At 39.4% G+C, this 24369-nt stretch carries 16 protein-coding genes; 5 read left to right on the top strand and 11 right to left on the bottom strand.

Features of this window, described 5'->3' with window-relative positions:
- Nucleotides 1–67: 67 nt before the first annotated feature.
- The 6 genes from FHK88_RS02020 to FHK88_RS01995 all read right to left on the bottom strand — a co-directional run bounded on the left by FHK88_RS02020 (nucleotide 68) and on the right by FHK88_RS01995 (nucleotide 8077).
- On the bottom strand, nucleotides 68–691 hold the full coding sequence (locus FHK88_RS02020) for a M48 family metallopeptidase (protein WP_227429106.1): 624 nt from the start codon (nucleotides 689–691) through the stop codon (nucleotides 68–70).
- A 40-nt stretch (nucleotides 692–731) separates the two neighbouring features.
- Nucleotides 732–2285: a DUF1513 domain-containing protein gene (locus tag FHK88_RS02015; protein ID WP_227429105.1), complete on the bottom strand. Its 1554-nt coding sequence runs from the start codon at nucleotides 2283–2285 to the stop codon at nucleotides 732–734.
- A gap of 28 nt (nucleotides 2286–2313) precedes the next feature.
- Nucleotides 2314–3471 carry an imelysin family protein gene (locus FHK88_RS02010; RefSeq protein WP_227429104.1) on the bottom strand — a complete coding sequence of 386 codons (1158 nt, stop codon included), beginning with the start codon at nucleotides 3469–3471 and terminating at the stop codon, nucleotides 2314–2316.
- A gap of 121 nt (nucleotides 3472–3592) precedes the next feature.
- The gene (locus tag FHK88_RS02005; protein ID WP_227429103.1) at nucleotides 3593–5296 is read right to left on the bottom strand and encodes a di-heme oxidoredictase family protein; all 1704 of its coding nucleotides are present in this window, start codon (nucleotides 5294–5296) and stop codon (nucleotides 3593–3595) included.
- A gap of 172 nt (nucleotides 5297–5468) precedes the next feature.
- Entirely contained in the window at nucleotides 5469–6920 is a 1452-nt protein-coding gene (locus tag FHK88_RS02000) for an imelysin family protein (RefSeq protein ID WP_227429102.1), read from the bottom strand.
- Nucleotides 6921–7423: 503 nt separating this feature from the next.
- Nucleotides 7424–8077, bottom strand: coding sequence for an OmpA family protein (locus tag FHK88_RS01995; RefSeq protein ID WP_227429101.1), 654 nt, complete (start codon nucleotides 8075–8077; stop codon nucleotides 7424–7426).
- Nucleotides 8078–8826: 749 nt separating this feature from the next.
- On the opposite strand from FHK88_RS01995, the gene FHK88_RS01990 reads away from it, so the two are divergent.
- The 5 genes from FHK88_RS01990 to minE all read left to right on the top strand — a co-directional run bounded on the left by FHK88_RS01990 (nucleotide 8827) and on the right by minE (nucleotide 13568).
- The gene (locus tag FHK88_RS01990) at nucleotides 8827–9774 is read left to right on the top strand and encodes an acetyltransferase (RefSeq protein ID WP_227429100.1); all 948 of its coding nucleotides are present in this window, start codon (nucleotides 8827–8829) and stop codon (nucleotides 9772–9774) included.
- A 107-nt stretch (nucleotides 9775–9881) separates the two neighbouring features.
- Nucleotides 9882–10907: a hypothetical protein gene (locus FHK88_RS01985; RefSeq protein WP_227429099.1), complete on the top strand. Its 1026-nt coding sequence runs from the start codon at nucleotides 9882–9884 to the stop codon at nucleotides 10905–10907.
- Nucleotides 10908–11398: 491 nt separating this feature from the next.
- Nucleotides 11399–12220 carry a septum site-determining protein MinC gene (minC, locus tag FHK88_RS01980; RefSeq protein ID WP_227429098.1) on the top strand — a complete coding sequence of 274 codons (822 nt, stop codon included), beginning with the start codon at nucleotides 11399–11401 and terminating at the stop codon, nucleotides 12218–12220.
- A 244-nt stretch (nucleotides 12221–12464) separates the two neighbouring features.
- The gene (minD, locus tag FHK88_RS01975; RefSeq protein WP_227429097.1) at nucleotides 12465–13277 is read left to right on the top strand and encodes a septum site-determining protein MinD; all 813 of its coding nucleotides are present in this window, start codon (nucleotides 12465–12467) and stop codon (nucleotides 13275–13277) included.
- 3 nt (nucleotides 13278–13280) lie between these two features.
- The gene (minE, locus tag FHK88_RS01970) at nucleotides 13281–13568 is read left to right on the top strand and encodes a cell division topological specificity factor MinE (RefSeq protein ID WP_227429096.1); all 288 of its coding nucleotides are present in this window, start codon (nucleotides 13281–13283) and stop codon (nucleotides 13566–13568) included.
- A gap of 175 nt (nucleotides 13569–13743) precedes the next feature.
- On the opposite strand, the gene FHK88_RS01965 is transcribed toward minE, so the two are convergent.
- The 5 genes from FHK88_RS01965 to FHK88_RS01945 form a co-directional block, all read right to left on the bottom strand.
- The gene (locus FHK88_RS01965; RefSeq protein ID WP_227429095.1) at nucleotides 13744–14301 is read right to left on the bottom strand and encodes a cytochrome b; all 558 of its coding nucleotides are present in this window, start codon (nucleotides 14299–14301) and stop codon (nucleotides 13744–13746) included.
- 318 nt (nucleotides 14302–14619) lie between these two features.
- Entirely contained in the window at nucleotides 14620–15162 is a 543-nt protein-coding gene (locus FHK88_RS01960) for a hypothetical protein (protein ID WP_227429094.1), read from the bottom strand.
- Between the two features lie 40 nt (nucleotides 15163–15202).
- The gene (locus FHK88_RS01955; protein ID WP_227429093.1) at nucleotides 15203–16171 is read right to left on the bottom strand and encodes a chemotaxis protein CheB; all 969 of its coding nucleotides are present in this window, start codon (nucleotides 16169–16171) and stop codon (nucleotides 15203–15205) included.
- A gap of 12 nt (nucleotides 16172–16183) precedes the next feature.
- On the bottom strand, nucleotides 16184–23113 hold the full coding sequence (locus tag FHK88_RS01950) for an Hpt domain-containing protein (protein WP_227429092.1): 6930 nt from the start codon (nucleotides 23111–23113) through the stop codon (nucleotides 16184–16186).
- Nucleotides 23114–23208: 95 nt separating this feature from the next.
- Nucleotides 23209–24057, bottom strand: coding sequence for a CheR family methyltransferase (locus tag FHK88_RS01945; RefSeq protein WP_227429091.1), 849 nt, complete (start codon nucleotides 24055–24057; stop codon nucleotides 23209–23211).
- Between the last annotated feature and the right edge of the window lie 312 nt (nucleotides 24058–24369).

Raw genomic sequence — 24369 nt, 5'->3', positions numbered from 1 at the left:
TGTAAAAATTGGCTAAATTTTTCCTATGAAAATGAATGTTCAACAGACCCTAGACACTCCAGCCTTATCAGCACAGTTTACCTGCCAGATGGTCATGCCAACGCTTATATTCTGGCATTGCCTGCTTAACCTGCGCCCAGAAGGCAGGGCTGTGATTGGCATGATGTAAATGACACAGCTCATGAACAATAACATACTCAGTACACATCTGCGGATACGCAACGAGATATGTCGATAACCAGATACGCCTTGCCTTTGTATTACAACTCCCCCAACGTGTGCGCATGGTTTTAATACGTGTCTCAGAGGCAGTGACACCAACAATGGGTTGCCATTTTGCAAATAATTCGGGCATCACTTGGCTAAGCTCTTGTCGATATAAGGCAAGTTTTTCTGACTCATCTAAATGCTTATCTTGCACCTCACCCCATAACCACAAATGATTATCGGCTTGCTGTTGTACCGTCAAGGTTTGCTGTTGTAGCAGTTTTTGATGCTGAGATAACACCCAGTCTAACCGTTGTTGTAAAGCATCCACCAACACCTTATCAGAAGTCCAGAGAGGTACAGATACACTTAATGTATGAGGCTTAAGGCGAAAGTTTATATTTTTGACACGTTTTCTACTGATATTTAGATGAATACCTGCCTGCATCAGCATTTGATATGGATGGGTATCATGTATACTCATATACTCACAGGATGATTTGCCATAAAATATTGACAATAACTTATAATCGTTGCAAATGATTATCAAACGCTAAAGAATGGCGAGCCTGAGCATTCTGCATATGCCAAGTACATTGCTCATCATCATTTTGTGATGTTTTTTGCAGTGTTAACTGTGTTAGATTGCCTTGTCCATCAGTAACAATAAATCCACCTATATTTGTACTGATGCTTGTATCTTTTTTATCTGTTGCTGATAAAACGGCCACACCAGCACAATCAGGCAAGGCAATCGCATCAATAAACTGGCGAGTATTTAGGTCATAAACCACTGCACAGCCACCGATTGGACTACTGGCACAAAGCAAATTATGCTTAGCATCAATCGCCACACTGGCAATATAATGATGGAAGCGTTGCCACTGTCCATTAGGCATATTTAGTGCGGAAAATTCGCTATCACCTCGGCGATGAGTCAAAACTAGTGGATAGTTTAAATGGCGTTCACCCTGAAACTGAATCCCAATCGCCACTGTACCATCTGGATGTATAGATAAGTGGCGCACACTCATCTGATTATGCTCAGGAAATACTTGCTCAAGTAATGTCCCATCATGACGACTTAGATATACCAAAGAGGGTTGCATACTGTCTAAGTTCAGCTCTTCACGTGAGGCTTTTTCAGTCTTAATACCACCATTAGCAATTACCAAGGTATCACCATCTGGGTGAGCCAATAGCTCATGTGGTCCAATACCATATGACGCAAACTCAGCAACTTTCTGATACTGATGAGCCACGGAATAGACCCCTATCAATCCTGATAAGCTAACGGTATCATTTTCAGTGACATACAAATATTGACCATCCAAACTAAAACATGCATGCCCATAAAAATGACGGTGTTCTGAAGCAGTAATGGCATGCACCACAGCCCCTGTATGGGCATCTAATACCCAAAAATGCTCACTGGGTCGACGTCCCATCACCACGACCTGCTGAGCAGATATAGAAGATGTCATCTTGATAGACTCAGATTGATTGCATGGTACAGGCTGTACCACAATGTCATGCACACGCTCAGGCATGGATGTTTGCCAGACAATCTCTTTTTTCTGTGTATCGGCAATACCCACTACGGCAAACTCACCTTGCGTCAAATCAGCTACACCACTAACCCACGCCACTTCAAGCTCGGTATTTTTGATACCATGCCTACAGTTAGGCACTGCCGATGACTGAGGATGAGTGACAGAAGCAATATTTTCTTTTGTTAGTGGATGCGTGCCTTCTAATGTTTGCACATTAGGATTGATTGCAGAAAGTGGTGTTTCAGTACAGGGTGTATCTGGATAATGAGACTGCATAGATGGTGTTTGTAATATCCATGCCTGTTGCCATGCTTGCACCGCCTGACTATTAGCATAACGCAGTCGTTTTAGCTGTGTATAAACGCCTGTTGCATAATCCTGTATCCGTGCCTCAGGCTGATGACGTTTGCGATAGTAATGATGTACCGCCACCAGTCCTGCTGTACCAACAACCGACATTGCCAATGTTTTTAAGGCAACTGTCATGGTGGACTCAGCAGGACTGGTATCAGTACGTGAAGACATGGTTGTTTTAATCCTTCCAGATTTTAGGTTAATCACCATCTGTACTATTAAACCCAACCTGTACACCCAAAGTTGGAATTAACTGACGCTTAATCAGTTGGGTAATTTTTGTTAAGTTATCATACAACTGCTGTTGTGCTTCTGGGCTGGCTTGAGCTAAGTCTTCTGGCATCTGTGCCAATAACGTTGTGGTATTTGCTAGCTCAGTTGATAACTGCTCACCTATGGCATTGCTATTATTTGGTTGTGCTAATAATGCAGTAAATACAGGGTCTGTTAACGCATCATTTAATGCTGCCACTTTTGCAGTCATAATTGCACGACTCTGTCCTGCTGTTGCTGCAGGCAAATGACCTTTTTTCGAGCCAGTCAGTCCCAATGGTTTATCTAGCGAATTAGACTTGGTGGTTTCTACCAAAGACAAGACCGAGTTTAACCAACGATTTAATCCTGCCTTATTATCTGTATCTGCCACTAGCAAGCTATTACCATGTTGTGTCCACTCAGACTCAATGGCTTGCAGACGAGTAGTCAAAGCAGCACTGGCACTAATCACATAATTACATTGAGCAGTATCCAGACTATCATTAGCATACAGCATTTCTTCTAAACCAGGTACACCCTGAACAATCGCACTCTCATGTGCTAGCTCAGTGGCTGTTAGCTTAGGATTCGCCTCTATTAGCTCTTTGATACCATTATGTATCAGTCCCCGTTCATCTGGGAAGTAGTTGATATATAGGTTAGTCATGCTCTCTGTTGCAGGTCCAAAATTAACTACTTCTGCACTCGCCCATGCTGTGGCTAACTTCAACCATTGCGCTCTTAATGCCTGTAGCTCATCACCTTGAACTGGTGCAGTTTGACATGACTTTTGTGCCATTTCATTAAGCAGTTGACTTTGTTGAGTTGCTTGCGCATACGCAGGCACAATCTGTTGCTCTATAACATGTTGTAAATAACTGCCCATTGCTTCATCAGAAAGCTCAAGAGCAACCACTTCTGTTGCCTCTGCTTGTGAATTATCCGCAGCTTGCCCTTCTGTGAGGTTTTCTGTTTCTGTAGCAGAGGTGGCTTTACTTTCAGAAGATGCCGCCGTTTGCTCATCACTAGGTTTGCTACAGCTCACCAAAATACCAGCACTAATGGCAGATAAAATCATGGCAGCGAGTTGATGTTTTTTCATAATTATTCTCAGTAAATGTTTATGCAGTACTTTATCGTAACATAACCAAACTCTGACAGCTCAGTTATTATTAAATACAAATAATAAACTTAATTGACGATTTAAAAGATACTCAAGGTTTTTATAAAGACTGCAAAAATGCTGTTAACTCTTTTCGACCTTGCTCATCCAGTTTTAAAACTTCTTGTTTTTGTTGCTCAGCTTCACCGCCATGCCATAACACCGCCTCCATTAGCGTTCTAGCACGTCCATCATGTAAGAAGGTCGCTTGTGAATCAACAGTTTGCGCCAATCCTACCCCCCATAATGCGGGTGTACGCCACTCATAAGAATTTGCCAAAAACTCAACTTGTGCATCTTTTGGTGGTAACTTTCCAGCAATGGTACGATCTGCCAGCCCATCTCCCATATCATGTAATAATAAATCAGTATATGGATAAATAGTCTGACCATGCTGCTCTAAACGGTCGTCATCTGTGGTCGGCAGTTGATATCTTGGTGTATGACAACTAATACAACCCATGTCATAAAAACGCTTTTTCCCTGCCAATACGAGTGGATCATTTGCATTACGACGGTTTGGGACGGCTAAGTTACGAGTATAAAACTCCACAAACTTAGCAACATCATCACCCACCTCTACAGGAGGTAAGCCATCACCTTGGTCATCAGCACCTGTAGGGGCATTTAAACAAGCTGTCTGTGCCTTAGTACATGACTCATGTGGACGAATACGTGATGTTAAGCCCATGTCTTCATTAAAGGCACTTTGATTTTGGGTCAACAAACGAGTCTGACCTGCCTTCCAACCAAATCGCCCCAGCATCAGCTCACCTGTTTCTGGATCAGTGACCCAGTTATATTTTCCACTAACGCCATTTTTGTCCTTATCATCCACATCAGCTTGTGCCTTAATTGCGTCAGCAGGAATTTGCTCTAATAATCCTAAGCCAATCATTGGCAACGCTACACGTGGTGATACCATCAAATCATCATCAAACTTACCATAGCCAGGATGAGTTAAGTTAAAAGTCGGTTTGCGTAATGTCTCCACATGACCATCAGCAAAGGTTACTGGTACATCTTCCCAAGAAACGGCAATTCTTGCCTCAGCAGGTACACCTTGTATACCACGATCTTGTAGCTGACCACCATAAACAGGATGCGGAATTTTTTCGATTTTTGAGGCTTGCAGTTGTTGCTTTTCTTCCTCTGTGGTTGCTGGCAGTGCCAAACGAATCAGCAAACTATCGGCATCATCATCTGCATTCATTGGTGCATGACCACGTCCATCTTTAATATGACAAGACTGACAGGCAGCGACATTAAATAATGCACCCAAACCATCACGACTATCTGTACTGGCAGGGGCAGTTACCCACGGCTGTTTAAAAAAAGCATTACCAATAAAGAAGTTACCTTTTCGAGAAGCACTGGCATTTGAAGATGGCTTAGAATAACTTTCAGATGAGGTAATATTGATACCTGTATCACCCCCCTGTTTAACTTCTTGTGGGTCAAAAGTTACCAGCTTATGTATCGGAACACCTGCCAGCTCTTCTATCACTTGCGTTCTAGCATCTTTATCTGCACTAGATTCACTATCTTTTGTAGAATCAGCATTTGTGGCAATATTGTCTGACTCAGATATTTGGGTATCCTGCTTATCATTCACAGGTTGACAGGCACTCACCATCGTTACCAGCAATATACCACCAGCTCCTATTTTAAGTGAATGAAAAACTCGCAATGAGAGAGGCTGTAAAATGGCGGAGATAGGCTGATATACAGACATGGCTTTCTTTACCTTAATTGCCGGTCTCATTTATTATTTCATTAGCCGACAATTATTAAAAACGAACAAAAAATTTATCTTAATCATTAAAGATAAAAACACACTACCCAACTCTTTGAGTAGTGTGTTTATTGTACTACGGATAACCTTCATTATAAATGATTGTTATAATGAATTATCAGCCATAGAAGATAAACTCACATTAATTATTTGAAAACTGAGAGCCAGAATCAGCATCCAAATTATCAATTCCGATAGAGTTTGCAGACTTCTCGATAGAAGCGGTTAATGCTTGTAGATTATTAATTGCACTCTCTATCCAACCACGGCGCAAATTCTGCTCTTCAGCACTGACATCATGTTTAGCAGCTTGACCAACTGTAGCAATCATCTGGTCAACTTTAATGCCATCATTTTCACCTTTATCAACGATAACATCGAATGACTCTTGAACTTTCTTAAACTCATCACCCAGCTGGTTAGCTTCGTCTTCATGACCTGCATCAACCAGATACTGCTTCACACCATAGCCACCAACTGTAGCACCAGCAACTGTTTTGTAGCCACCGTTAAATACATTATCAATACCACGTGCATTGTTTGCATAACTTAGGTGCGTCAAATCACTAAAGCACTCATGCTCATCTTCTGTTGAGCCTGTTACAAATGCAACCTGCATACGCTCAGAAGCTAGCTCACCTAGAGCCAAGCTACCCATCTGATACATAATCTGACGTACCGCATTACTATCTGCACGTGCCATTAAATCACTACGAAGTGTATTTGGTGTATCTGGTTTCCATTGAGCAACCATATCAGTTAAGTCAGTTACTAACAGTTGAGCTGCTGCTTTTAGGTACTCACCACGTTTTTTACAAATAGCTGCTGTTGGATTAACCACATCACCACTAGTACATTTACCATCTTCTGTCATGTAATCACTGACTGGGCGAGTACCTGCACCTTCACCAACACCATTGGTGTCTTGACCCCATAATAAGAACTCAATCGCATGATATCCTGTCGTAACATTAGCTTCACTACCACCGATTTCGTTCATTTCAGCCAATAGCTCAGGTGTCACATTACTGGTATCTTGTTTTGTACTACCAACACTGATTTCGTTACTATTAATGATGTTATCTTTACTATTGTACTCACCTTCATAGTTATCATTTACATAGTCAATCAATGCTTCATCTAAAGGCCACGCATTTACTTGACCTTCCCAACCATCTACACTTTCAATCGCACGTTTATCATCAGCAGTTACAAAGCCTTCATCAAAACGGAACACTTCAGTTTGTGAATATGGCTGACGAGCTTCTTTATATGCAGCTTTAGCAGCATCTAAGTTTGCTTGAGTTGGGTCTGCCACAAAAGTATCAATAGCAGCCTGCAATTTTTTAGCACCATCTAGTGAATCTTGATATGCTGCTTCAGCCATATTGGCATAGCTGGTCAATAATTTTTCTTCATTACTACCAGTCAGCTCAGCACTGGCATTTGTTGTGCCTTCAGCTTGCTCAGTTGTGGTTGTTTCTGCATCTGTCGTTTTATCCTCAGCAGGCTTTTGACAACCAGTCAAAAATAACAACCCAGATAAAGCTAGAGATAGTGATGAATATAAAAATGGACGAGATTGTTGACGCATTGGATAATCCTTTCATAAAAAGTTGATAGGAGAACAAAGTAAAAGGTTAATCATCATAGTGATATCAATTCTAAACTACCAACTATAATAAGAGCAGAAAAAATAAACCTTTACCACACTCCCACTTTTAACAATAAATACCACTAAATCTAAAGAATCTGTGACTGTTTTAACATCACCACACAAACATATTTAACACTTGTTTTGAGTGTTTCATGCACAAAGATATGAATAGGGAGTCTAAAACAATTGTCAGATTATGGAGATTTAATAATATGAAAAATAACGTATGTATATAACGATACTAGAATGTATCAGATATATAATTTATGTGTTAATAATTTATTATAGGGTTATTGATAATTATTATCAAATATAATTTGAATTTTTTCACCACATCTGCTAGTAGCAACTAACAATAAAAACAAAATAAGCCAGTATTTCACTGGCTTATCAAGAATATTATGACTATTCTTTATTACAAAAATCATACAAAGTATGTCTTACGATACGCTTTGAGGTGCATTAATTTTGATTTCAACTCGACGATTTTGTGATCTACCAGACTCATAGTCATTACTTGCTACTGGACGAGTCTCTCCATAACCCATCGTACGAATACGATAGCTATCAACACCACGGCTAACCAAATAGTTTTTTACAGACTGAGCGCGATTCTCTGACAATGTTTGGTTATAACGTGCATCTCCGACGCTATCAGTATGACCCATGACATACACAGTCGTTTCATTATACTCAACCATGGTTGCCGCTAGCTTGTTCAATGTATTGTCAAAGCTTGGATTAATTGCTGTACTATTGGTCGCAAAAGTAATATTACCTGGCATTACCAAATCAATATTACCTTGTTGATCACGTTTTACCTCAACGCCGGTACCTGCCATTTGTTGCTGTAACTGCTTTTCTTGACGGTCCATATACAAACCAACAGCACCACCTAATGCAGCACCAATCGCCGCATCACGACCTGTATGGTCACCACCTGATGCTTTAGAAATTACAGCACCACCTGCAGCACCCGCTAAAGCACCAATGGCTGCTTTATTTAAACGTTGCTGTCCTGTCGCAGGGTCTGTTGTACAACCAGCCAATGCCAAGCCTGAAGCAACAGCGACTATCATTAATTGGTTTTTCATACTATCTCCTTAATTTTGTTTACTGGACATGACCTATGATCATGATGCATATTTAAGATAGCTAATGCAAATATAAAATACAATCTATAAGTATATATTAGACCCATATTATGCGATGACTTGCATATAGCTTCTTGGTTACATTTAACCTTTATTTGTTATGTTTAAAACTACCACTTTAGTTTCAAACAACTCCATAATAACTGCTGATACAGAGCTGATAAAAAAACTAACAAAGTAGCGATATTCTGATTATGACGTTTCTATTCTATCTATATGTAATATTTTGTCAGTTACCTGTACACTATTTTTTCCTAACATTAGGGGCTGTTGAACATTCATCTTTGTAGAAAAAATTGAGGGAAATTTGCCTTAGTCAAGGCAATGAACGCAGGTAGCTCTTGTTAATAAAAGCAGAGATATTAACCAGTTCATTAACGCAGAATAAGGCAAATTTAGCCAATTTTTACACAAAAGTAAAAAACAACTGTATCCCTTGAAAATACTAGATTAACGGGGTGAATGTTCAACAGACCCTAAGCTACTGCTATCTTAACAGGGCATTATCCTTTCCCATTGTAGTTATCTTCTAACAGCAAACGTGTATTACTCCGTCACAGCGACATTGCACACTTTCTGTTTTTTTCTTTATAATGATTTCGGTTAACGAACGTTGACTACAGCATAACGTGATAACGTTGGTTATACAGCAACGTTATTTGCTCTGCTTTTACTGGGATTACAGGCTTATGACATTAAAAAACTTTTATCAAAAACTCCACCATACCTCTCCCACTCTAGGCAAAGCTGTTTCTTTTGCCACTGCAACAGGGGTAATTGCGACCAATAGCATCGGCGGAGCGCTTCCATTATGGCTAATGGGAACAACGAAGGTTTTTACTGGCTCACAAGTTGCTGATGATACCGTTATCAAAATTGCCAAACATTGGATTAATAGTAATAATGCTGTCATTGACATTGCTTTACCAGAGCGTGACTGGCGCATTGAGATGCCAACAGATTTGGATGAAAATAAACAATACTTATTAATTTGTAACCATCAGTCATGGGTAGATACCAGTATTGTGCAGTATATTAGCCAAGACCGCTTACCATTAACACGCTTTTTTACCAAGCATAGCTTGCTTTACTTACCAATCGTTGGTCAAGCCTTTTATTTTTTAGATTTTCCAATGATGCGTCGACATTCAAAAAAACGTATCGCTTCTAACCCTGAGCTAAAAGAGCAGAACCTCATTGAGGCCAAACGTGCATGTGAACTGCTAAAAGACAAGCCTTTTACTCTGTTAAACTATCTGGAAGGTACTCGTTTTAATAAGAAAAAGCATCAGCTACAACACTCTCCTTATCAGCATTTATTAACACCTCGTGCTGGTGGCTTATCACTTGCGATTCGCACTTTGGGTCATCAAATAGATGGTATTTTGGATATGACCATTGTTTATCCTGATGGTATCCCAAATTATGTTGACCTATGGAAAGGTGATATTAAACGTCTTGGTGTTCATATGCGTCGTATAGATATGCCAGAAGCGCTATATCATGCTATTGAACAAGGTGGATATGATAACGATGAAGCAACAAAGCAATCTATGTTTGCATGGCTTGATCAAGTATGGCAACAAAAAGACGAGCGTATTTCACAGATACTCAAAGACTTTCAGTCATCGTCATAAAAATTTCAAGATGGTATAAAAAATTACAGCATTAGCTATGCTACACTAAGCCTCATTATTCTTTTAGCTTCTATTAAAAATCATTTCTTGTTATTGGTTGTTTATTTATGCCATCTTCTGTTTTAGCATCACAAACAAAACCTAGACCCAGTAAAGCTAAGCTAGCATATGATATATTTATGCTATTTGCCATCGTGTTAGACTTACTGCTCATGATGGCTGACCTCATCTTGATGAGCAACTTTTGCCAACATATCGCCCAGTGGCTAGATATTGGCTCTACATATCACTACTATACTGATGTCATACACCCTAACCTGCGCCTCGCTGGAGGCTTCTTTACATTATTTCTATTTAGTGAACTTTTAGTACGCTGGATAATATCTATTCAGAAAAAAGAGTATTTACGCTGGTTCTTTTTTCCTTTTGTGCATTGGTATGAAGTCTTAGGATGCTTTCCACAACTTCGAGCATTACGACTATTACGCGCGGGCGTAATTGTGCATCGCTTACACCAGCTTGGTCACCAAGTCATTCCTCAACGCTGGATTGACACGGGTAAGTTTTATTATGATGTTATCTTTGAAGAAATCGCAGATCGGGTCATCTTGACAGCAACGGCACATATCCGCCAACAGTTTCTCTCTAACAATCAAGCCAATAATGTAATTAATACAGTGGTTGAAAAAAATCGTGATGCCATTATCCATGCCATCGCCGACTTACTACAGCAAAACCTAGCACATAATGCCACCTTTACAGATGAGCTTAGCAAAACCTTATCCAACCAAGTAGGTGCAATTATCCAGCAGTCTATTCGTGATACCCCTGAGCTTAGTCGTTATGTTGGTTTGATTCCTATCGTTGGACACAAAATCGAAGCACAAATACAAACCATTGGTCAACGTGTGGGCGAAAATACAGTCACAGCCATCACTGAGCAACTAACTCGCCCAGATACCGTTCATACACTCTCACAGTCTCTAGCATCCGCGCTTGCTAATGTGAAAGTCAACACCCCTGAGCTAGAAGCATTAATTTTAAATATCATTGATGAAAGTTTGACCGCATTTGAACAACAAGTTAAAGTACAGCAATGGAAACATCATGACCAACTTCATCTGCATCTTTAACAATACTCATAGCAGATAAGATATTTTTGTACAAAAAACATACTATAGTCAAAGAAGACTAAAGCAGATGTTAAAGTGACTGAGTGTAGATAGTAAGAAAGGGTAACACCCAACTATTTAGTCATTGTTTAATGATACTTGTAGTATATTTAGCATGATTTAGTTTATTAAAACCTCTTCAAGCTTAAATATATAGGAATACTATTATTAATCTCTATCCATAAATATGGTCAGCATAGAATACATTAGCCAGATATATTTAATCCGTTTCTCTTTTACACACGCTACATATTGAGCCTGTACCTAGAGAACTGATAATAATAGTGCACTTCTATCTAAAAGTGGCTAAATCGCTTATAAAACTGTACATTCAATGGCTTCCAATACTTTTTAATGGATATACTTTATTGTCCCATTTATATTTCATAAGATTGCAACAATAGTATCTTTAAAAAACATTATTATTTTAAATCACATAGAGGATTTACTTCATGACTGCCGTCTGCTCTGATACAAATACAGCGCCTGCATTAACGTTATATGGAAAAATGCTGACTTTTTCTCGGCTAAAACTAGAAACAAATGACCTAGCAATAATTGATGAAAACTTATCTGAGCTATTACAAGGCAATAAAACCAGCCAGATTCCTATCGTGATTGATAGTGAGCTTAGCCAAGACTTACCACAGCTTGTAGAGCTACTATGGTCATGGGGGCTACAGCCTATTGGTGTTATAAAAGGCTGTTTGGATGAAGCTGCTCAGCAACTTCGTCTTGCTATCTTTCCTGCAGATGGTAAACGGATTGAACGTATTCGTACCTCCACACCAACAAAAAGTCGCTCTGAAAAGCCCATACCAGAACAAGATAGAACACCTGTAACAGTCTCTTCTAGTGCTGATACCTCTGATACAAACTCGACAGCTGCAATAACAAGTGCTGCTCCAGAAACACTACAAATAGTATCCGACCAGATTAATAGCCTAATTTATGACCAAATGCTTCGCTCAGGACAAAGTGTCCACCATGTTGGTGGTGACTTAATATTAACCAATAGTGTGAATAATGGTGCAGAAGTCATCACCGATAATAGCTTACATATCTATGGACGCGCACATGGGCGACTTGTTGCTGGAGCAACTGGTGATAAAGATGCACGTATATTTTGCCAATGCTTTAATCCGTCTTTAGTTTCAGTTGCAGGTACCTATTGTTTGCATGACGATATTCCCGAAGAAGTCATCGACAAACCTGTTCAGGTAAGCTTTAAAGAAGGTGAAGGATTAATATTTACTATTATGAATAATGCGTAAATATTGGTATTTTTTTAATTTTTTATAAAAATAATACCGCTTTAGTTTTATCAAGCTGTCACTTTAATCTTTAGTATGCTAACCTAATACGATTATCAATACAGATTTACCTACCATAAATAAAGCAGACATATTTTTCTTGCAATTTATGGCTATAAAAACTGACAGATAAAAAAAACATTTTATTTTTTATCGTCTTCCAAGTTATTCATTTAATAATAGATAAATATAGGAGTAGTCCATTGTGGCAAAAATCGTTGTAGTTACCTCTGGTAAAGGCGGCGTTGGTAAAACCACAACCAGTGCGTCATTTGCTGCAGGTTTAGCATTAAGAGGGTATAAAACTGTCGTCATCGACTTTGATGTTGGACTACGCAACTTAGACCTAATTATGGGCTGTGAAAACCGCATTGTATATGACTTCGTTGATGTCCTAACTGGTAATGCCCGCCTCGCTCAAGCCCTCGTTAAAGATAAACAGTTAGATAATCTGTTTATCTTACCTGCCAGTCAAACTCGTGACAAAGATGCCCTCACTGACGAAGGTGTTGCTGAAATTATTGATGAATTATCAAAGCAGTTTGACTATATCATCTGTGACTCACCAGCAGGTATCGAGCGTGGCGCACAGCTAGCCATGTATCATGCTGATGAAGCAATTATCGTGACAAACCCTGAGATTTCTTCTGTTCGTGACTCTGACCGTATTATTGGTATCTTACAAAGCCGTACCAAAAAAGTAGAAGAAGGCACTGGCTCAGTACGTGAGCATCTAATTATCAACCGCTACAATCCTGAACGAGCTGCTGCAAAAGAGATGATGGATATCGATACCATCTCTAATGATATTTTAAAAGTTCCCTTACTAGGTGTTATTCCAGAGAGTCGTAGTGTACTGGAAGCATCAAACCAAGGTGAACCTGTTATTCATTTTAAAGACTCAGCTGCCGGACAATGCTTTGATGATATTGTTGCCCGCTTCTTAGGTGAAGAGCGCGAATTACGCCATATTGATGTGCGGAAAAAAGGCTTTTTACAGCGCTGGTTTGGAGGTTAACTGATGGCTAGAAAAAAAGGATTTTGGAGCAGTCTGTTTTCCAGTGATGACCGTAGTGCTGGTAGTGCCAGCACAGCAACAGAGCGCCTAAAGGTCATTGTTGCTAGTGAAAATCGTTTGAATACAAGGCTGACTTCCGAACGCATCGAAAAAATGAAGCGAGAAATATTAGAAGTCGTTAATAACTATGTCAATGGCGTACAAATTGATGATGTCAATATCAATCATCGTCATGAAGATAGTCTAGATGTACTTGAGATGAATATTAATCTTCCAGATCGTCGTCGATAATCCATATTCTAATAATCAATTGTCTGCTAAACAACCATTATTATTGAATGATGATTAACCTAATACGATATGACAATATTTATCGCTCATCAATAACAATCTAAATAATAAATAAAACGGCAAGCATTTTAAATAAATGCTTGCCGTTACGTTTTTAATATACTGAAATATCAAACTATTTCATACGTGCTAACAAATTGTCTTTTTGGACAAACTGATGAAATAAAGCACCACCAACATGGATAGCAGTAAATAACACAATCATCGGCCAGAGAATATCGACATGAACATCATTAAAAAATCGTGCTGTACTGCGATTGGTCTCTACCAATGGTGGAATTTCAAATAAACCAAACATACTTACACCATGCCCACCATACATAGACATCAAAATACCAGCAATAGGCATGGCAAATAATAATAAATATAATGCAAAATGCACAAAGTGTGACACACCTTTTTGCCACTTCGACATAGCAATAGGAACAGGGTCTCTTGTCACGAAACGATTGATAAACCGAGCAACCATCCATAACAAAAGACTAACTCCAAAAGCTTTGTGGAGATTAATAAAAGTATAACCCTCTCCAGAATCTCGAAAAAATATCAACAACCATGTAATTAGGAGTAGCAATACGCTACCCCAATGAAAAATACGACTACTAAGTGACCATTTATCTTTTCTCGTTAACTGAGTATTTAAGGATGGACTGTGGCTACTTTCTATTGGCATAAGTCATTCTCACTCTTTTGTGTTAGATATACTTCGTTTAAGCTCAGCTGGGAATACAACAAATAGACATAAGACGACCGCGTTTGAATAATACGACCGTCTAAAAATGTGGGGCTATACTGTATTTGTTTAGCCGTTTTTTAACCATTCTTAGGATATCAAGCCATGACTTAATAATCCTAATCATCATGATTTAAGAGTAATAATAAGCAAATTCAGCCCATAGAGTATAGGAAGCAGGCTTCCACTCTATACAACATACAAATACAGTGTGATAGGTGACAAAAAAACAAGGTGGAATATACCTTGTTTTTATCCTTAACTATCTAAATCAACTAACCGATGTGCCAACTCATCTAGCTCTGGAACAATATAAGTTACGCCATGAATACTAACTGTTTGGAAGGTATAAGTTTCTGCATCAATCACGCTACTTTTATGAATCGTATCTGCAAAACTATCTTTATCTATAGTCTGTGACGCTTCCTCACCAGTTAACTTCTCTGATTGAGCTTTTTCCGTAGGCTTGAGGACATCTTTAACATCAGAAATACTGACTTGCTTATACTGTAGCTCTCCACAAGTCTGTAATCCCAATCGATGTACATCTGTATTACCTTCTAAGATGATAATCTTATCAGGAGTCACATCTTTAGGAATTAAATGAAAAATGACAACTTCTTGATCATTCCACAAGTATGTCCAAATACGCTCACGATAATCTACAACTTGTATAATCAAGCTACTTGGAACTACCCAGTCAAACTCATCTTGAGTGGGAATTATGGTCACATCCAGCAGGCCTTTTTCTACAGTCAATAAACTGACTGCCTCAAAGTTATGTTTATCAATTTTTTTCATAGATTCCTCATTATAAATCTTTAGCACCGGCTATATTGTATTAATCTGCATTATTTTTCATAACATATTGTGTTAGGCGTTGTGCCAATTCCTGTGGTGTACCAGAAAACTGACAAAAGCCGGAATCAATAACAGCTTGTGGCTGGGCTGGACAGATACTACTTTCAGGAGTTTGTGCCCAAATTTGACTATGATTAGCATAAAGCTTATCAAGATGTTGTGAGCCATCACTACCCATACCAGAAAAAATAATTGTAATTAATGACTTACCATAAACATTACTGATCTGATGTAATAGCTCACCAATACAAGGCTTATAGTTGGTTTGCCACTCTTTATCTTCTAATACAATATACCCTGTCGAATCACAAGCCACCTGCTTATCAACGGGTACAATGGCACATTGCCCAGCTTGTAGTAGCTGGTTAAAGGAGATGATTTGACACTGCCATGAATTATGACGACTCAAAATCCTTGGCAACTTATATAACATCTGTTTATCAAAATGATGTGCGACTAAAATACTAATTGGAAGATTGGGGGATAGTGCATCTAAAAAATCTTTAATAGCAGCCGGACCGCCCATCGAAGCACCCAATACAACTAAATATTTCCAATTATAGTGCTTATGGAGGTTTTCTTGCGGGCTGCACAACTCAGGCAAATCAAGCACCAATGCAAGCTTACGCCTGAGTTTTCTTTGCCACTTCAAATACTGCTCGGTGGCATAGAAATAGGGTGCCTGACTAAATCCTATCAGCGCCATATGTTTTTTTTGCTGGGCAATGCTATCCAACTTATCTAGCAATGCCTCATCTAGCTGACCGTCTAATAGCCAGAGATCCACTTGTGCATTAAGATGTGTCTCCTTCAGTGCTGTAAAGGAGACACTATCTACCAAACATAGCCCTAACTCTCGAATCGTATCACTTAATGCTAAACGTTGCTGAACCTTCTCTGCCACAACCATAATACGTATTTCAGCAACTTTTTTAGCAGGATGAGTCATCGTTTAAAATGCCTATTGTTCTAACCAGCCTTGAATTGTTGAGATAAGCTGTGCTTCTTGGAAAGGCTTACCCATATATTCGTTCACACCAATCTCAAATGCCCGCTCTCTATGCTTATCTCCTGTTCTTGAGGTAATCATAATAATTGGTATTGATTTGAGTCTTGGATCATGACGCACTTGTGTCGCAACCTCAAATCCATCCATACGTGGCATTTCAATATCAAGTAGAATCAAGTCCGGTGTTAACTCCTGTAATATCTCAATAGCATCAATACCATCTTTTGCAACATGAGCAGTAAAGCCTTGACGTTCAAGTAGACGAGACGTTACTTTACGTACTGTCACAGAGTCATCCACAACCAATATAGTTGGACGAGTCTTTTCAACTTTCGCTGTTGGTGTTTCAGAAACAGTCCGAATCGAAGCATTCCGCATCAATGCCATCAAGTCTAAAATCAGCATAACCGAACCATCACCCATGATGGTTGCTGAAGATATTCCTGAGATATGTGAAAGCTGTCGACCTAAAGGCTTGACCACAACCTCAATACGCGAACCAGAAATCTCGTCTACTTGCACCGCCAACTGTTGACCAGTTTGGTTCTTAATAATAATAATTGGCGAGCTCACATTGTTAGTTACGGCCAACTGATTTAACGTTGTACCAGATAACAACTCATTGAGGTAACGTAAACGATAATCCGTGCCTTCTATTTCAAAGACAGACTCATTTGACTGATAAAACTCAAATAAGGACTCTGGGTTGACTCGAACAACACGCTCAATCTGTACCAAAGGAACGGCATAATAGCGATCTGCTACTCGAACTACCAAGGCATCAGAAATAGCAACTGTCAAAGGTACACGCATTGAGAAGCGAGAGCCAATATCTTGTGAAGATTCTACAGATACGGTACCACCCAACTGGCGAACCTCACTTTGTACTACATCCATACCCACGCCACGACCTGAGATTTGTGTTACTTTCTTCGTCGTAGTTAGACCTGCATTAAAGATATACTGCATGACATCTAGATCAGTCAATGTGTCATCATTTTCTTTAATTAGTCCTTGTGAAATAGCCTTTTGACGTACAGCATTCACATCAATACCGCTACCATCATCACTAAGATGAATAACTATCTCACTACCTTCACGCAAGATTTCAAGGGTAATCTGTCCTGTACGCTCTTTACCTAACTCCTCACGCTTTTGAGGTATCTCAATACCATGGTCAACAGCATTTCGTAACATATGCTCCAACGGCGAAGTGATACGCTCAAGAATCGTTCTGTCCATTTCATCATCAGCATTGATAATATGTAGCTCAACACTCTTATGCAACTCATTTGCTGTTTGACGAACAATACGCTGTAGACGAGGTGCCAATCTAGAGAAAGGAACCATTCGAGAGTTCATTAACCCATCTTGTAGCTCCGTCTGTGTCCGAGACAATTGCAACAATAAGTTTTCCGCATCACGTGTTTTATCAATCATCGTTGTTTTAATATCTAACAAATCCGATGCTGATTCTGACAGTGATTTTGACAACTGATTTAATGAAGAGTATTGGTCCATCTCTAATGGGTCAAAGTCTTCACTATTTAAAAGCTCTTCTTCATCAATCTGCGATAGAATCTGTGCTTCAAGCTCAATATCCATACGACGAAGCTGATCTGCAAGACGTTGTACCGTCACACCCATCTCTTCAATCGTATTGGTAAGACTGGTCACACCCATATCAATACGAGCACGGTTAATTGCTGCCTCACCTGATAGGTTAATCATTCGTTCCATCAGGCCAGCTGAGATACGAATCATCTCATTATTCAGCATACTTTGATCTTGCGCCTTATTGAATTCACCCAACATTGGTGGTGGGTTATCAATATCATGCAATGTATGCTTATTCTTCTGCTCTAACTCATGCTCAGCAATAATTTCAAAGTATGCCTCCAATGACTGCTCTGGTACTTCATACAAACTATCAGGATCTTTACTAAACTGTTTTAGTGCATCGACCAGCTCAGTGGGCTCTGGTGGATTAATATGATGAATCAACAGCTGTACTGCACTTGCTAACCAATCATGGCAAGCCAACAACAGTTGTATCAGTAATTTTGTTGCTGGACGGCGACGGCTATATAGATCTTCATAGACCGTCTCCATCTGATGCGCCAGATCTGCCACACCATTGGCCAAGATCATACGCGCACCACCTTTCATTGTATGTAAGTCACGCTGTAGTTCCTGTAATACATTGATATCACCTGTATTACTACGGAAGTTTTGCAAAGACTGCATACTACTTTCAATCAGCTCTTGGGCTTCTTCTAAGAATACTTGCAGAATATCAGCATCTGGTTGCTCATCACCCCAAGAAGTGACAACCAGCTGCTCATACTGACTCACTGGTGGTGCAATAACCGCACTTTCCGCCTCTTCTACTTCCACCTCATTAACATTTTCTTCTTCTGAGAAGACAGGTAATGCTAAATGGAAGTCCTCAGGAATCTGTTTTACACTTAATAATTCATGCAACTGTGCTACTAGAGCATGAGCGAAAAATGACTGGTTCTGCTGGATAACATGCTCAATCTGTAATGACAAGGTATCCTGTACACCTTGCATAGCCCGAACCCACTCAGGTGTCGGAGTCAACAACCCAGTAACAAACTGTTCATAGATAGTTTCTGCCTCATGAGTCAAGTCACCAATACTGGCGATACCTGCCATACGAGCACCACCTTTTACAGTGTGCAAGTGACGCTGTAACACCTTCAACAACTCTGTATCTTCTGGCGCTTGTTGCCACTCACCAAAAATACGATGAATATCAGCATCTAGCTCTTGTGCTTCATCTAAGAAAATTTCTAATAACTCTTCATCTGTATTAATTGGTTCAATTTCTAAAACGACTGGTGCATCACCCACACCTTCTATTTGAGAGTATGCAGTCGCAATCTCATGTAGCTGTGTAACTACTGACTCATCTAACCGTAATGCCATACTACCGGCAATAGAGTCCAAAAGACCTGTTAACTGAGCATGCCCTGCTAATAATGCCTTAATAATCGTATCATTATCTGCATGAGCTATTAATATAGGCTTGGTAGTAAGCAACTGATAGACAGCTTTTAATGCTTCTAATATTTGAACAAATTTCTTCGACGCACTTACTCGTTCGAGCATGAGGTCAATTTGACCCACCATACTCTGTGTATATTCCACCACCTGCTCTTCTTGAGCTTGAGAAAGCTGAGCTTCCAACTCCCACTCTGCATCCAACAAATCATCAATATCATGACTTAAAATATCTGCCACACTAAATGTAACTTCATGAGCACTTTCTTCAGGAGACGACTCATCGAACATGACCTGTAAGGCTTCTACTTTTTGCTGACTATCTAATGTTGTCTGCTCTTGCTCACCGATAAGTTCAGCAGTACTTGCATCAGATATACTTGCAGATTGGAAGTCAGCAATATAACTCTTAATCAACTCTACTGACTGTTTCACTGCCTGTAAATGCTTAGCATTCATTGGCTCATCAAACTTCTGCAATAAATCTAAGCTATGCTCAACTGTTGTACTAACATCACTAATGGCTTGCAATGAATGACTACCTGATGCACCACGCAATGTATGGAAAGCTCGCACAACCTCATCATCTACAGCAATGCTATCCTTGCCTTGATTTTCAACAATAAAGCTTTCTATCTGCGCCACCAGCTCAGAAGCTTCTTCTAAGAAAATTTCATTAAACTGTTGCTCTTCTGAGTCAATAACAACGCCACTATCAGCAACACCAGCCATCCGCTCATTTGCTGAATTTAATGACTGTAAAATATTATGAGTAATTTCATTTTTATCATTTAATTTAGCATCTGTATCACCAATATTTAGTATCGAAGCATTGGTTGCAACACTATGTCTCACATCACGATAATCAAAATCATCACCATGCTTTTTACTATACGCTTGCGCACATGCCGCCCATAGTTGTGCCTCTTTAGGATAGTCTGTTTTTCCAGCCTCAAACGTTGTTACCATATCTGGATAAGCTGCCAAAACATCAGCAACTAATGCCTGTATACCCAGATTAGCTTCAATACTATGATCCAGCACTCGATTCAACATATTCTCAATCGACCATGCCAGCTCACCTGTATGATTTGCACCAACCATCCGTCCTGAGCCTTTCAAAGTATGGAAACCGCGACGGACTTCAACTAACAACTCTATTTCATTAGGCTCATGACACCACTGATTAAATGTTGGCGTAATTGATTCTAAGACCTCTCTGGCTTCTTCAATAAATATCTCTTTAATATCTTCGTCAATATCACCACCGTCATTAGGCAACTCCACTGACTCCAGATAAGGCATTAATACGATGGGAAGCTCTACTGCCTGCTCAGATATATCTGCATCTGATGTTTGAGAGTTTGCCACATCGTCTGATACCAGCGTATCCTGTACTACTGTCTGGCTATTTTCACTCTCATTCAACCCTTCATTAATGGGGTTTCCAGCCAATAGATTTGTCGCTTTTAAGACAGTAACAGCAGGGTCTATAGAAGGGGGTTGGCGCTGAGCAAAATCTGATACCAATGTTGGAATTAGCGCCTTGGTATCAATAATAAAATCAACCAACTCATCACTAACGGGTAACGTTTTATCTAAAACTCGATTGAGCAGATTTTCCACCGCCCATGCCATCTCACCAGTATTATGCGCACCCACCATACGTCCTGAACCTTTCAACGTATGGAAACCGCGACGAACTTCTGCCAATGGTGTTAAATCTTGTGGGTTTTGCTTCCAAGATGGCAAGTAAGTGTCCATATGCTCTAACACTTCTTCTGCTTCTTCAATGAAGATCTCTCTTATATCTTCATCGACATCAAAGTCATCATCCTTTAACTTTTCACGAGCAGCCTGCAATGCCTCACTTTCTGAGTAACTATCAGCAGTAGTCAACTCTACCTGCTCAGCATTTGTGTCAACAATACTGGCATCCATCAATGGATTATAATCAAAGTCTATCTCTAAGCTATCAGAGTCAGCAGTAGCCGATGGTTGCTCTGATGACTGAGCATCTAACAGAGACTCTGGCTCAACTGTCTCAGTAATAATCTCACCAGAATCATCGTATAATACGCCACCATATATCTTCTTATCATGTAACTGCACAAACTCATCATGTGCGAAAGTTACCGAAGTATCTGTCAAATCAGCTAAATGACGATTCGCCTCATCAATATAATGCTGTGCTTTTTTAAGTAGCTCAGAATGTAAAGATTGCTGTGCTAGATAGTCCAAGAACAGCTCAATCACTGCCAGACCTTCAGTCATAGCATCAGACATCTTCCACGTAATGTGCGTGATATTTTTTGACTTCAATACAGACAAAATCTGTTCATACTGCTCAATAATACTGATTGCATCTGGCAAGCCAATATCTTTGAAGGCTCTTCTTAAGACCTGAAACTGAGACTCCGTTGGCAACGACTCAATGCTATGCTGGTGCAAATACTCATTAAATGCCAACTTAATATTTTCAACAGTAATACGTACTTCTCGTAATACACCTGAGTAAGTCTGAACATGGATAGCATCTTGCTCAGCATCTTTTTCTTTTGTTTCTGCTTTTTCAATCTGATGATAGCTATAAAACGCCTGACTATGACCAATCTGAGCCTCAATGGTCTGATACATATTAAAGATATCAGCATATAAATCCTGTAACTGACGCTCAATTTGCCAGCGCAACTCATCTAACAGCTCTGGCTGTTCAAGACAAGCCGTCAAATCTTCAATAACCAAGTCAAACTGACCTTTATATAACGACCAACCACGCTGGATAAGCTGGCGCTTCAAATCCTGCAAAGGTGCTACAATCGCCTTAGGATTATCCAAATTAAAAATAAGTTGCTCTAGTTGGGATAATAGGCGTAATAAGAATACTCCACCTTGCTGTAGCCCTTTATGAATATGATCTAAGTTCTTATCAATACTTTCGCTAGTATTAACAAGACCTTTTAACTGAATATATACCTCAAGTAACAAGTCATCTACTAAGGCCATTGTAGATAGCTCAGACTGCTCCCACGGCATGAGAATAACTTGATCAATATCTGCCAGCAAATATGCATAGTTTGCTGGTAATGGTGCTGAGTTTAAGCTTAATCCATCAATCCATATGGTAGTTAAATACCAAAGCTTAGAAACAGTTTCCAGATTTTGCGTCACTGCATCATCTAAGAAAAATTGAGCAACTTGACGCAACTGCTCCAATATAACTGGGTCATTTTGATTTTTAATAAGTAGTTGCTGAGTAGCATAGCGCCATGCGACAGAAAGTGATTGGCGCTGAGATGCTGTCAAAGCTTTTGTATTATCAAACTCTGGTAAATCCACATAGTAGCTCATATTTTTAGAGCCAGCTTCGACTTCTTCTGGTACAGCTTTAACTGAGCTTTCATCAAATGCAGGTAACTTATGTGGTAATAGCTCCTCACCATCTAAACTCTCATCAGGTACAGCAAGCTCAACAGGATGGCTATTAAGTAGCTGACGCAAATAGTCATAACGATGGTGTAGCAAGCGGTAACGATACGTTCCTGTGCGCACGTAATTATCTATCTCATGCAACATTAACTCACTAGCAGACAGCGCCGTATAGCTATAACTAATATCAAGGGAATGATTGTCCATTGCTGCTGCCAATGCTGCAATAGAAGCTGTAAACTGTGAAAATACAGATAGGTTAGCAACCTTAAATGTCCCCATTAAATGTAAATAGTCTGAAGACAAACTAGAAAAATCTGTTGACGCATCCGCATCTTTCCAGCGCTGATGCAGGCTTTCCATCTGCTCTTGAATATGTGGCATCAACCATTCGGTCGTGACTAAGGTATTAGAGGAATTTATCATCGATTTTTCCTAATGATTTAATAATTAAATGCAAAACAACGACTGGCTGAACTTCTCTACTACTATTTCATCGTTTATTACAGAGTCGTATATTCTCAAAAAAGGTTATTATTAGAGTCTATTTTTTGCCAAACGTTGACTGCTGAGTGGCGAATACGTCGCATTTGCGGATGTTGCCAAAACGAAGCTTCTCCTGGTGCTAACACTAAATACCCACCTACTTCTAACTGTTGAACCAAACGAAACAAAATATCTCTTTGGTCAAACTGACGAAAATAAATTAAGACGTTTTGGCATAAAATGACATTCATTTTGGGCAAGCTAGGCAATGGCTCTGAAAAAATATTGTGCTGAAAAAACTGTACTGAATCCCGTAACCTATCACTCATATACCAATAACGACTACTTTTTTCTTGCTCTGATTTCAGAGCAAAGTGATGATACTGTTCTGGTATTTCTTGTAAATATCGTATGGCATATCGACCATGTGTTGCATACTCTATGGCTGCTTTATTAACATCAGACCCCCAAAGCTCAAACCGATGATTGTCTGCTTGCATAACCATTGCCAATGACCAAATTTCTTGACCATTTGCACAGCCGACACTCCACACTCGGCAACTTCCCATACTATCATCAGCACACTGTGAAATATAATTGAGAGTCTCAATATGCCGAAAAAACCTACTCTCTGGGATTAATACCGTTGCAATAACTTGCTGCCACATTTGCTCATCAGTTTGTACCGCAGCAAATAATGCATCTACACTCATTGCATTATTTTTGGCAACTGCCAATATTGCCCGATGTAACCAATGCTCTTGACGGGTGGGCAACACAAAACCAACTTTTTGCTCAATATAACTTTGCCAGTTTGACATTTGAGTCATCGTTAGCGAAGAGGTCAACGGCGATGTTAGCTGACTATCCTTATGATGTGTCATATTTACTGTGTCACCACTTTTTATATTTAACTGATTGAAACCCTAATGTAATAAACTTATTAAAGACAACTTCATTATCTTTACTTCATACTCACATAAGATTATTACTATTCAATCTATAAAATACACCATCAATTAAAGATAAAAAGGGCAGCACATATTAGGTATGTAATTAACAAATCTACTGACCCAATTTGTTCACTGCTCCTTCTATCATTATCATGCAATATAATAAATCATCATATCTATTAAACATCTAAACAAATCTAGATAATCTACAACTGCATGATCTCTATGTATTCTTAATAAACT

Origin of the sequence: Psychrobacter sp. I-STPA6b (assembly GCF_020662265.1) — a bacterium.
Taxonomy (GTDB): Bacteria; Pseudomonadota; Gammaproteobacteria; order Pseudomonadales; family Moraxellaceae; genus Psychrobacter.
This window is presented reverse-complemented; position numbering and strand designations above follow the sequence as displayed.